Consider the following 12,525-nt stretch of genomic DNA (forward strand, 5'->3'; position numbering starts at 1 on the left):
TGCCGCACCGACGAGCGGCGGGAGGCTTGCGATACTCTGCGCCGACAACTGCTTCGGAGATCGGCACACATGATGGGAAGACCGTCGATCGACGGCGTACGACACACCGCGAGACTCGGCATCCTCGTCGTGGTGGCCGTGCTGAGCACAGTCGGGTGTTCGCGCTCTGCGGACACCGTCGAGTCGCGGACCTCGACCCAGCCCTCGCCCAGCCTCGGAACTGCGGCGATGCGCCTCGACAAGCCGGAGAGACTGCTCGGGCGCTGGAACGAGTCAGTCGATCGACGACTGATCGGGCTGGCCGAGAAGAACATGGGTTTCTTCAAGGGGTTTGTCCGGGGAGAGCCGACCAGTGCAGTAGGCACCGCCTATGTGGCAGCCAAGGAGCACTACTCTCCTGAACTCGGGGTCTATCGCGATGACGATCGGTTCATCCTCCTCAGCGGGGTGTCGGGAACCGTCACCGCTCCGGATGCCGTGTTGGACGCGGTGTTCGCCGGGCTGACGGCTGTCGACGATGTAGAGCCGGTCCCGTCCGGTCCGCTCGGAGGGAAGGCACGGTGCGGCGTCGGCCGGAGCAAGGATCTCCGCATCGATGTCTGCGTCTGGGCATCCGCACAGACCCTCGGCATGATCCATTTCGGTGGCCTCACTGGAGCGGACGACCCAGGGGAGAAATTCAGGCAGATCCGCTCACAGACTGAGCACTCGGCAGGATAGAACCATCGGCCCGACGACGGCTGTCCGTTCGACCACAGGACCGGGCTGCACCGGGAGGCCGACCTGTGGGGCTGGCGATCAGGCTGATCGACTGCAGGAACGAGGCGACCACTGAGCCACCGGCGTGTGCGGCTGCGAGGGGGCCACCACGCACGGGGTCGCCGGGCGTACCCGGAGCGTGACGCTGGATCTCCCTGCCGCCGAGGCGGTAGCGTTCGGCTGGCATGCGCAGCTCACCGCGAGGCCCCTCAGGAGTTTGTCGCCGTGACATCGAGTTCCCAGCCTGCCGCCATCGATCTCGTGACGGCACAGGAGCTGGATTCCGAGGACAACCACTGGCACGGGACCCGGACGCTGTACCGAGCCTCCCGGGACTGGCAGGACCGGATGCTGACCGGCCGGCGGGGTTCCGCGCGGCAGGTCGTCGAGGCCGTGGCCGGTCGGCTCCTGGAAGGGGGCATGCACGGGGTGCGCCAACTGCTGGGGAACGCCCGCGTCGAGCGGGCGCGGACGCCACCCGTCCTCCGGGTGTCGCCGTTCCTGCCGCCGTCGGTGCTGCCCCTGCGTGCGGCGCTGGCCGCGGATCCGGACGTCGCCGCCCGGATCATGGCCGAGCCGGCATGGAGCCGCGTCGTGCTGGTCCTCTACGGCGGTGTCCCGCTTCCCGAGGCGCGCCGACACGAGACCCTGCGGCTGCGCCTGACGGCGGACTTCGAGGACGAGGCCATGGGCAGTTCGCGGCGGGCACAGGCAGCTGTCGTCCTCGACCTGCTGACCGCCGGGGCCGACGGGTCGGATCCGGGCGTGGACGATGCGCGGATCGACCCCGCCGCGATCGTCGCCGACTCGCCGCTGACCTCCCGGCTCCTGGCCTGGTTGCGCGACGGCACCGACCTGGCCCTGGTGGGCGACACCCTGATCGAGCTTGCGTCGGACACCGGCCAGGACGCCAGCCTGCGCGGGGACGCGCTGGTCGCGTGGGCGCTGCTCGGGCGACAGCCCGCGTCGTGGCCACGGATGGTCGACGACGACGCCGTGATTCGGCGGGTGCGGTGGCGGCTGGGACGCGCGCTGCTGGTGCTCGGTGACGCGGCACGCCGGCTGACCCCGGGGCCGGTGGCCGGCGCGTTCGACGCGCTTCGGCTACCGGGTGCCCGCCAGCATGCGCTGGACAGTGCCGTCGTACGGGCGTTGACCGCGGTGAGCGGGCGGCGTAACGCCTGGACCGGGCTGATGGACGGGCATCTCCCGGTCGCGCTCGTCGAGAACGTCAACGGCCACTCCGAGGACCTGACGTACAACATGGCCGTCTACCTCGACAGCGCCGGCGCCGGGTTGGTCGAGGCGCAGGGGCAGGGTTTGGCGGCGCTGATCGCGACGATCGCCTTCCGGGCCGGCGGTGCTGGGGGCGCAGGCGTCCGCTGGCCGTTGGATCCCTTCGCGCCCCGTGCGGGGCATCCGCTGGCGGAGACGCTGACGGCTGTGCGGTCACTGCACCCGTCGCTTGCGTTCCTCCGCTGCTGGATCATCGACCGGCTGGCCGGCGAGCTGACGGAGGCCCAGTTCGTGGCCGAGGCGGCCTGCCTCGCGCTGCAGGATCTGGATCTCGATCCGGTCAGTGCGACCCGCACCCTCCACCGGCTGCGCCTGCACCCGGCGGGCGAGGGGCAGCCGGTGTCACCGTCGGCGGTCCTGCGGTCCGTCGAGTACCTGGCCGGCCGCGTCGTCGACAGCTACGCGAGGGCGAGGGTCCGGCTCCGGCTGGCGCAGTACACCGGGCAGCGGATCACCGCGGGCCGGCTGCTGGCCGACGCGGCGGAGATCGGCGACGTCCACGACCGCATACGGATGTGGGAGCTGGCCCTCGACCTCGGCGTGACCGACGAAGCCGCCGCGGTCGTCACCGCCCTCACGTCGCTGGTGCCGCAGCTCGTCTCGCCCACCGAGCGGGCACTCGCCGCGGTCCGGCTCGCCCGCCTCACCGGTGAGGACATCCTGACCTGCGCGGTGGCGCACCTGGGCCAGGTGCCGCCGGAGGAGGCTGCCGATCTGCTGTCCCGGCTGCCCGCCCCGCTCGACGACGACCAGGCGGCGGTGCGGGCCGCCGCCCTCGACAGACTGACGGCACCGCAGCTGCGGGCGCGCGCCGAGCAGCGCCTCGCCGAGCCGCTGCTGAGCGTCGAACGTGACCACCGTCCCCCACGGGGGTGGACGGAGAATCCGCACAACCGGCTGCCGCTGCGATGGAGCATCGTCAGCGCCGCGGCGGTGTGTGTCGACGGCCTGCGGGAGCTGGACCGGTCCGGGTCGGCGACCACCCTGCACGGTGATGCCGCCTGGCTGGCCCTGCTGACGCCGGGAACGCGGGCTGCCGCGCTGGCCGCCCTGACCCGGCGCGGCACGACGGAACTGCTCGCCCTCGGCCCGACGGCCGTCGCGGTTCTCGATCGGCTGCTGGCCAGCGGAGAGGCCGACACCGTCGCCGCGGTCCTGGCGCTGTCCCGGTCGTACGTACGCGAACCGGCGGTCCGCCGGTGGCGCGCCGACGCCACGACGGAGGTGGCCGATCTGGCCACCCTGATCAGCGTCGAGTGGGGCGAGGTAGACACGGGGACGGCGGCGGCCGCCGCCCGGTTGTTCGCCCATCCCGACTCCGTGGTCCGCCGGCGGTTGGCGCAGGCGACCGGGCCGGTTCATGCCGGCCGACGGTCGGGCCCGTGGGCGCTGGCCGGCGCGGCCGGAGCCGTCGCTGTCGCCGCGCTCGCCCGGGCGCTCACCGCCGAGACGCGCCCCGCGGTGGCCGCCGGCCTGCAGATCATGCTGCGCAACGTCGGCCACGACGCCCCGTCGGTTCTGCACGACGCGCTAAGAGAGCTGTCCGAGCAGCCGGAGGCACGGATCACGGTGCTGCGCGGGCTGCGCCGGTTCCGGGACTTTCCCGTGGACGCGCTGGTCGCGCTGGCCGCTTCGCTCACCGCCGGCGAGCGGTGGGCCCTGCTGGACGCGCTGCACGTCGTCGCCGAGGAGCCCCGGCGCTGCGGGGTGTCGCCGGAGTGGGTACGCGACCTGGCCTCCGTGGCGATCCACCTGGCAGCCGACGAGGACCCGGCCGTGGCGGGCTCGGCGATGGCACTTCTCGGCCGGTGTGCGCCCGGCGACGCCTCGGTGGTGGCCGCGCTCTGCACCGAGGCCGATGGCGCGGACCTCACCGACCGGCGCGCCGCGGGTGCCGCCACGGGCCTCGGGCATCTGCTCGCCGGCGGCGGGCTCGGACCCGACGAGCAGTCCCGGGCCGTCCAGGTGCTCTCCCAGCGGCTGAACTCGGCCCTGTCCGGGGCGAGCCCGCTGGCTGCGGGCATCCTGGCGGCTCTGGCGCACGCCGGCGCCGACGTCGCATCCCTGCCCGACGACGAACTCGCGGTCCGGGCCCTCGTCGTCGCGGCCAGCACCACGGCGTTCGCGGCCCACCAGCGGTGGCTTCCCGAAACGGCACGGCTCGTCACCCGCGACGCCGATCGGAGCCTGCGGCTGGCCGGCGTCCTGACCGACCTGGCCACCACGGCCGTGGACCGCACCGATCCGGCGGTGCTCGCCGGCACCGTACCGGCCCCGGAAACCCCGGATCTCGTGTCGGCGCTGGCCTCCCTCGCCGTGCTGGGCCAGCAGGCCCCCGACCTGGTACGACAGGCGATCGGCGACCGGGAGGGGCTGACCGGGCGGATCCGCGACGGGCTCACCGGCGGCAGCGTTGCCCTGGCCGAGCAGGCGGTGAGCCTGCTCGTCCTGCTGGAACCCGACGCGGCGACCATGACCGGAGTCCTGACGGCCGTCGCCGGGGCGCAGGCGCTGGAGGACGGGTTGGCGGACGCGGTCGCCGCGCTCGACCGGATCCCCGCGGACGCGGTCGCCGCGCTGGTCACCGCCGCCACCGGCCCGTCACCGACGATCGCGGTCCTGGCTGCCCGCCTGATCCGGGTGCTGGCATCCCGCGACCTGCTCGCCGGCGAAGCCCGGTTGGCGATCGCCGACGCGCTCGACCGGCCCGACCCGTCCACCGTGGCCGTTTCCCCGCAGGTCTTCGACGACGGTCTCCGTGACGCCGGCACCGTCGCCGAGGCGCTGGGCGACACCGCCGCGCAGTTGCGCGGCGGCAGCGTCGTCGGGCCAGAGATCCCGGTCGCCCGGCTGGTCGTGCCGCTCGGCGGCGGGCACGCGGTCGAACTCGTCATCCCGGACCGGGTGACGCCGCGGCGGGTCACGGTGGGTCGCCAGATGTCCGCTCTCGACGGACGCGTCGACGCCTCGGTGACCGGCGGGCTGTCCATCGTGATCGATTCCGTGGCGGCCGCGGCACACGAGCACGGTGTCGCGGTGCCCGAGGCGCTCGATGCCTTGCTCGCCTCGCTACGGCGGTGAGTCGGCGGCGGAGACGACCGCCGCCTCCCGCATGGCGTAGGCGACCAGGTCCTCCAACTTCGTGGACTGCTCCACCGCGAGCCGGTGGACCTGGGCGAGCGAGTCGACGACCTCCTGGGGTGCCTGGCCACCCCGCTCCCTGGCGAGCCACGCCAGCTGCTGTTCCAGCGGGTGGCTGTCGGCGCAGGGCTGCCCGACGACAAACGGGAACATCGCCGTCTCGCCGGTGTCGAACGTGCACGGCACCATCAGTCGCCGCACGTCACGCTCCCTTCGTGAGCCGGTCGTTGATCTGCCGGAAGTCCTCCCGGCTGATCCGACCCTCGACCAGGGCCACGCCGAACCGCTCCGCCAGCACGTGCTGCTGGCTGTCGACGGTCGACTCGGCGAGATCGGCGAGCGCACTCACCGCGGTGCGGGCCCGGTGCCGGGCCAGCAGCACCACGGCCAGCCCGATCAGCGCGGCCGGCCACCACCACCAGCCCAGCCCCACGAGCGCGGCGCCCCAGACGGCGAGAACGGCCGCGCTGTCCAGGCCCGCTCGGCTGAGCTCGATCGGGCCCCGCTCGTCGGGGGTGAGCATGAGCCACAGCCGGGGCCACAGCAGCCCGAGATGGGCTCCGTACTCGGCGTCGACCCGTTCGTGGGCCAGCCGGATCCGGTCCGCGACCTGGGTGGCCCGGGCCGGCAGGTAGCGGGCGGGCAACTCCCGCGTCCGGTCCGGCCACCGCCTACCGAAGTACGCCCGCCGGAGGCGGACGATGCCCTTCTCGATCCAGTGCAACGGCGGCGGCCACCGGTCGGTCCAGAGCCGCCGCAGCAGCGACCCCGCCATGTGCGCGGTCATGCCCACCAGATAGCCGAGCGCCGTGATCAGGACGGCGCGGATGATCAGCGCGGTGGTGCCGTCGATGCCGGCGACGAGGGCGTCGACACGGCTCAGCAGCAGGCCGTGGTCGAGAGCGTGCCGCTGGCCGAGGGTGAGCGCCACCCACCCGACGCCGAGGAAGAGCGCACCGGAGAGCGCGATCTGGATCCACTGCCCGGTCAGCCGTCTGCTGATCTCCCCGAGGATCGCGTCCATGGCCTAGTGATCCGCGCCGCGCCGCAGGCGGCGGTCGTACACGGCGCACTCCGGGACCACGCCCTCGCTGTCGCGCGGTTCGACCCGGCTGCACGCCGTGGCCGGACAGACATAACTTCCGGGTGGCAACCCGGCAAGCCCGCCGGGAAGTGGTGCGTACCCCGGATTCTGGTTCTGCGACTCCTCTCCCCGCTGGCTGCCGGCGGTCGGGTAGCCGATCGAGCGGCACACTTCCACCAGTGACGTGGTGCCCGACCGCAAGGACGCCAGGCCCGATTCCAGGAGCCGACGCCGACTCTCGGGAAGCTCCCGCCGCAGATGCGGTGTGTCCCGGCAGAAGGTCGCGAGAAACTCCCTTTCGGACGGACCGCTCATCAACCACCTCTTCGGTTGGCCACGCTCCCGATCGTGTATGCCAGCATAGGGGCCGTGAGCACGCCGGTGACCCGAGCCAGCGACGACGCGGCGCAGCGGTACGCCGCCACCGGCGAACGGTCCGAGCTGGACGAGTCGTCGCGCCGACACGGGGCCGCGGGCGATGCGAGGGCTGCCCTCGACGACCTGCACCGTGCGCTGTCCGCGCTGCGGGACACCGGTCGGGGCCCGTTGACCGCCGACGCCCTCGACGCCGCCGCCCACCAGTTGGACCGGGCCCTGGGGCGCGGGCCGGCACAGCTGCCCGACGACTGGCTGGACGCGGTGGCCACCGCCTACCTGCGTCGCTACGAGCACAGTGGCGACGACCGTGACCTGCTTGGCGTCGCCGGATGCCTGCGCCGCCGCTCGGCGCCGCCCGCCGAACCCGCGCTGCGCCATGCCGCCGCATCGGCCTGGCTGCGGTCCTGGGAAGGGCGGGCCCCACCGGGCCGCCGGCACGGCGCGGGGATCCGGCGCACGGCCGAGTTGGTCGTGCAGGAGCTCGACGCCGTCCTGCGGGCGACGCCCGTGGACCACCCGCGCGGCGGGGCCCGGGCGATCGACGCGGGCGCCGCCTACCTGGCGCACTACGCGTTGACCGCCGACCGCTGGGATCCGGACCGGGCGACCGGGCCGCTCTGGCGGGGCATGCACAGCCCCGGTGACCTGCACCTGGTCGAGGTCCGCCGCGCGGCTGACGCCGTGTCGACGCTCTCGTCACATGTGCAACGCGACCGGGCCGGTGCGCTGACCGGGGCGCTCGTGGGCTTCCTGCGCCAGCAAACCGAGGCGCGGTCACCGCAGGACGCCGCGGTCGTACGGGCGCTTCTCGCCCGGGCGCTCGTCCTGCACCACGAACACGCCGGGGACCCCGCCCTGCTCGACGCGGCGGTGCACGCGGCAGACCAGGCCCTGTCGTCCGGGCAGCTCGGCGGCGACCTGGGTTGGCTGCTGGAGACCCGTGCGGGCTGCGCCGCGATACGCGGTCGGCAGCACGGCGACCCCGCCGACATCACCGCCGCTGTCGCGTTCGTCGAGCGGGCCCTGGCCGTGGCCTCCGGGCCCGACGAACGCGGGCTGCGCATGCAGATGGCCGGCGTGCTGCACCAGGAGCTGTTCGTCCTCACCGGGGACGAAGCCGACCTCGCCCGCGCCCTCGACTGGATCGACCAGGCGACCGACCAGGCCACACCCGGCTCCTCCGAGCGCACCCACCGGCGCCTGATGCGCGCGGGTGTCCTCGCCCACCGGTTCCGCGTCTACCGGCGCACCGCCGACATCGACGAGGCGATCGGCCTCTATCTCGGCGGGCACTCCGCGGAACACGTCGGCGGCCTCGGCTCCGCCCTGCACGACCGGTTCGTCGCCACCGGCGACCTCGCCGACCTCGACGAGGCCGTCGCCGCGCTCCGGGAGGCCGCACGGCGCGAGCAGGACGTGCGGACGGTGCTCGGCCTGGCGCTGGCCGACCGCTTCTCCGTCACCGGCGACTCGGGTGACCTTGCGGAGGCCGTCGGGTTGTTCCGGGCGGCCCACACCCGCATCGACGTACCGCACCCCGGTGGCGACCAGTGCCGTCACCTGGCCGGCGCGCTGCTCACCGCCTTCGGGCGCACGCGCTCGGACGACGACCTGCGGCAGGCTCTCGCCTGCGCCCGGGCGGTCACCGCAGCCGCAGACCCCGCCGCACGCGCCGGAGCGCACGGCGCGCTCCTGCTGGCCCGGACGCTCGGTGCGGCCGCCGCCGTGTGGGACAGGCCTGCCGACCTGACCGAGGCCCGTACGCTGCTGCTCGGCCTCCTCGGTCAAGACGATCTTCCCGACGACGTCCGTGGCACCGCCCTGCTGCTGCAGGCGGAGTTCGAAGCCGGACAGCACCGGACAGTCCCCATGGACATCGCCGTCACGATGCGGCTCGCCGAGCTGACCCGGTCGGCCCGTGGCCTGCTGCGCACCACCTCCGTCGACTGGGTCGAGGCCACCCTGCGCCTCGGCTCCCACCTCGGCGACATCGGGCTGCGCAGCGCCGACCCGGCGGCGCAGACCGAAGCGGCCCGCCTGTTCGGCGAGGTCGTCGGCCATGCCGCGGCGCGGCCCGCGCACCGACGCGAAGCCGCGATGTCGGCGGGTCGGCTGGCGTTGCGCACCAACCCGCCCGACCTCGCCCGGTCGTTGGCCAACTATCGCCTGGCGGTCGACCTCACCGCCGATGTCGCCCACGGCTTGGCCGACCCCGACCGGCAGTTGCTCGCCGGGTCGGTCGCCAGCCTGCCCACCGAGGCCGCCAGCGCCGCACTGGAGGCAGGCGACGCCGCGCTGGCCCTCGAACTCTCCGAACGGGCCCGGTTCCTCAGCTGGGGCGCGGCGCTGCGCCGCCGGCATGCCCTGGCCGAGCTCGCCCGCATCGATCCCGACCTGGCGTCACGGATCGAGGCCATGACCCGCCAGCTGGACCGGCTGGCGCGGGTACGGCCGGCGGCCGAACCCCGCCGGTGGTGGGAACGCCCGGACGACGTCGTGGAGCCTGCCTCCGAACTGCGCTCCCGCGTCCGCCGCGTCCTCGCCGAGCTCCTGGACCAGGCCACAGCCCTGCTCGGTCGTGACCTGTTCGGTGGCCCGGCCACGCTCGCGGAGCTGCGACAGTCGGTCGGCGCGGGTGCGGCCGTCCTGGTCAACGTCAGCCTGCAACGCTGTGATGCCCTGCTGGTCGACGCCGCCGGCCTGCGGGCGGTCCCGCTGCCCCGGCTCACCCTCCACGCCGCCGCCTCGATGGCGCAGCAGTACATCCAGGCGGTCCAGCAGTACGCGGAAGCCCTGAGCGGCCCCGCAGGCAACAGCCGGATGCCGATGTGGCGGGCACAGGAGGCGATGAGCGAGGTCCTGGCGTGGTTGTGGGAAACGACGGCCGAGCCGGTCCTGACCGCCCTAGGGCACTCGTCCGCCTCCGAGAACGAGCCACCACGCGTGTGGTGGTGCCTCACCGGCCCACTGACCATGCTCCCGATACACGCCGCGCAACGCGGGCACGGCTCGCCGGACGCCGTGCTGGAACGGGTGGTGTCGTCGTACACGCTGACCCTGACGCATCTCAGCCTCTCGGCCGGCCGCACGCCGACGAGAGCGGGCGTCACGGATGAACGGCCCTGCGTCATCACCATCGCGCAGCCGCCCGGCCTGCCGCCGCTGGTCGGCCCCGAACGCCAGGCCCGCCGGCTCGACGAGCTGCTCGACCCGGTGCCCGTGCGACTCGACGGCCGTGAGGTCACCCGCGACCGGCTCCTCCAGGCGTTGGGCAGCCACCGCATCGTCCACATCGCCGGCCACGGCCACCAGGATGTCAGCGAACCGCTACGCGGCGGCGTCGCCGCGTCCGACGGAGCCACGACCTTTCAGGACGTCGCCGCCCATCCCGTCGGCGCCGACCTCGTCTTCCTCGACGCCTGCCACACCGCCATCGGTGGCACCGACGTTCTCAACGAGGGAATCCACGTGGCCTCCGCGTTGCAACTGGCCGGCGGCCGCCATGTCATCGCCACGCTCTGGCAGGTCGTGGACCACGACCTCGTGACGCTCCCCGGCGAGGAGGAGTTCGTGACAGCCGTCTACCGGGATCTCGCGCCCGAGGGCACGGTGCTCGTCGACCGGGCGCCGTATGCGCTGCACCAGGCGCTTCGTCGGTGGCGCCGCGAGCGGCCGTCCGACGTCGGTGCGTGGGCGCCCTACCTGCACTACGGCCGGTAGGGCCGACGGAGCGCGGCCCCGACCGCTCGTCGACCGGGCCGTGCCCGAACTCAGGCGGGAGGTGTCGCCGGTGGGGACGGAATCCGCTCGTCGTCATGCGCGACGGCCGGCCCGATGTCCCGTGCCGGGCGTGTTCGTGGGCTTGATCCTCACCGGCCGATCCGGGAGCGGGCGTCGTCGGAGAGGCCGCCGTCGAGGAGTGTGGCGACGAAGTCGTACGGGCTGATGGAGTCGGGTCGGTCGCTGACCTGGCCGTCGCCGAGTTCGACGACGCGCCAGGTGCCGTCGTGGCGTTGCGCGAGATCGACGGTGACGAAGGGAAGGTCGAGGGCGGCGACCAGTGGCGTGAGCGTGGCCAGGTCGAGGGCAGGGGATGGCAGGTCGTCGGGGGTGTCGGGGTGGGCGCCGATCAGTGCGCAGGCGCCGTCGATCCACCAGGTGCGTACTTCGGCGGTGGTGAAGTGTTCGAAGGCACGCAGGACGAACCCGCCGGTGAAGTCGTCGGCGCGTAGTTCGAGGAAACGGGTGGCGACCTGCCAGGCGGCGGCGGAGTCGCCGAGGTCGGGGATGAAGGCCGCCTCGTTCCAGTGGTGCTTCATCGACTTGGTGTAGTCGCGCAGTACGGCGGCACCGGTGCCGAGTTGTGTCCGGGCGTGGTCGAAGGCGGCCCGCTCCGCGCTGGTGGTCCAGGTGGAGGTCGGCGTGACCGGGGCGAGCGGGTGGTACCAGCCGGGAAGTTCGTGGGCGCGGCGGTACTGGTCGCCGTTGGTGCGCAGGGACACGCCTCGGGCGGCGAGGGCTTCGGCGAAGGCGGCGTACTGGTCGCTGCGAAGCATCCAGCCGCGGTAGACCGCGACGCCGCCGGCGGGCACGGTGGCGACGGCGCGGTGCGGGTCGTCGCGGGTCAGCGCGTCGTGGTCGACCACCGCGACGGTGATCCCGGCCTCCCGGGCGGCGTGGGCTTCGGGCGCGAAGTGGTCGTCGGGCAGGCGCGGGCGTAGCGGGTTCGCGGGCACCAGCATCATCACCCGGGCATCGTGCCGGAGGAACGACGGCGGGATCCACCCGAAATCCGGCCGGGCGGTCGGGCAGGCGCTGAGCCGTCGGGAACGCCGGGGGATGCCGGCGGCGGGCCGGACCCGCCGGGAGGTGCCCACGACGGGCGTCTCCGTCAGTGGGGCACCCGGGCCGGGAACTCCTCGACCCCCAGCACGCGCAGCAGGTCGAGTTTCTCCCGGTCCCCGGCGTCGGCCGGGGTGAGCACCAGCAGTTGCTGGCCGAGGTCGGGGGTGACCAGGGTTTCGCAGTCCATCGTGACGCGGCCCACGCGCGGGTGCAGGAACGTCTTGCGGTCGGCCCGGCGTACCGCGACCTCGTGCTCGGCCCACAGCCGCCGGAAGTCGTCGCTCGCGGCCCGCAACCGTTCGATCAGGCCGGTCACGGCCGGGTCGCCGGCCCGCCGGCCGGCCACCGCGCGCAGGTCGGCGACCTGTTGGCGGGCGTGTCGCTGCCATTCATCGGGGCCGTGGAGGTCGCGGACGGCCGGGTCGGTGAAGTAGCGGTAGGCGACGTAGCGGCGGTCGCCGGTCAGCCCGGTGTGGTCGCCGCTGAGCAGGATCGACATGCGGTTCTGCGCCAGGATCTCGCCGAGGTCGGACAGGACCATGGCGGGGGTGTCGCCCACCAGGTCGAGCAGGCGGACCAGGCCGGCCCGGGCCAGGCGGGCGATGCCGTCGGCGGGCGGCGGCTGGTGGCCGGCCAGGTGGAACAGGTGGCTTCGCTCGTCGTCGGTCAGGCGCAGGGCCCGGGCCAGGGCGCCGAGCAGCTGGGTCGACGGCTGGCTGCTGCGGCCCTGCTCGAGGCGGACGACGTAGTCGACGGACATGCCGGCGAGCATGGCGACCTCCTCGCGGCGCAGGCCGGCGGTGCGGCGGCGGGGGCCGTCGGCGATGCCGGCCTCGGTGGGGCGGATGGCCTCGCGCCGGCGACGCAGGAAGTCGGCGAGCTGCTTGCGCTGCATGCCTCCATGCTGCCCCCGGGACCGGGCACGGAGCCAGGGAGCGGCGCTCCCACGACAAGCGCTCCGCTGCCGGCGGGCCGGGAAGCGGCGCAGGGTGGAGCCGAGATCGACCGACGAGGGAGAGTTT

At 73.9% G+C, this 12,525-nt stretch carries 7 protein-coding genes; 3 read left to right on the forward strand and 4 right to left on the reverse strand.

Translation table 11 applies throughout. From position 1 onward, the window contains the following. Window positions 1-132: 132 nt before the first annotated feature. Together LPU61_RS21435 and LPU61_RS21440 are read left to right on the forward strand one after the other, a co-directional pair. Window positions 133-720, forward strand: coding sequence for a hypothetical protein (locus LPU61_RS21435; protein WP_229405872.1), 588 nt, complete (start codon window positions 133-135; stop codon window positions 718-720). 300 nt (window positions 721-1,020) lie between these two features. Beyond that, window positions 1,021-5,136 carry a hypothetical protein gene (locus tag LPU61_RS21440; RefSeq protein ID WP_229405873.1) on the forward strand — a complete coding sequence of 1,372 codons (4,116 nt, stop codon included), beginning with the start codon at window positions 1,021-1,023 and terminating at the stop codon, window positions 5,134-5,136. Here LPU61_RS21440 and LPU61_RS21445 read toward each other — a convergent pair. Together LPU61_RS21445 and LPU61_RS21450 are read right to left on the reverse strand one after the other, a co-directional pair. Beyond that, complete coding sequence (locus tag LPU61_RS21445) at window positions 5,125-5,397, reverse strand: DUF2610 domain-containing protein (RefSeq protein WP_229405874.1); 273 nt, start codon at window positions 5,395-5,397, stop codon at window positions 5,125-5,127. The genes LPU61_RS21440 and LPU61_RS21445 overlap by 12 nt on opposite strands. A 1-nt stretch (window position 5,398) precedes the next feature. Next, window positions 5,399-6,220 carry a hypothetical protein gene (locus LPU61_RS21450; RefSeq protein WP_229405876.1) on the reverse strand — a complete coding sequence of 274 codons (822 nt, stop codon included), beginning with the start codon at window positions 6,218-6,220 and terminating at the stop codon, window positions 5,399-5,401. A gap of 429 nt (window positions 6,221-6,649) precedes the next feature. On the opposite strand from LPU61_RS21450, the gene LPU61_RS21455 reads away from it, so the two are divergent. After that, a complete protein-coding gene (locus LPU61_RS21455; RefSeq protein ID WP_229405877.1) occupies window positions 6,650-10,378 on the forward strand; it encodes a CHAT domain-containing protein in 3,729 nt (1,242 codons plus the stop codon). A gap of 149 nt (window positions 10,379-10,527) precedes the next feature. Here LPU61_RS21455 and LPU61_RS21460 read toward each other — a convergent pair whose 3' ends face one another. Both LPU61_RS21460 and LPU61_RS21465 read right to left on the reverse strand, forming a co-directional pair. Further along, window positions 10,528-11,535: an ATP-grasp domain-containing protein gene (locus LPU61_RS21460; protein WP_229405878.1), complete on the reverse strand. Its 1,008-nt coding sequence runs from the start codon at window positions 11,533-11,535 to the stop codon at window positions 10,528-10,530. 14 nt (window positions 11,536-11,549) lie between these two features. Next, on the reverse strand, window positions 11,550-12,398 hold the full coding sequence (locus tag LPU61_RS21465; RefSeq protein WP_229405880.1) for a helix-turn-helix transcriptional regulator: 849 nt from the start codon (window positions 12,396-12,398) through the stop codon (window positions 11,550-11,552). Between the last annotated feature and the right edge of the window lie 127 nt (window positions 12,399-12,525).

It is taken from the genome of Micromonospora sp. NBRC 110038, assembly GCF_020884815.1.
Lineage (GTDB): Bacteria > Actinomycetota > Actinomycetes > Mycobacteriales > Micromonosporaceae > Micromonospora > Micromonospora haikouensis.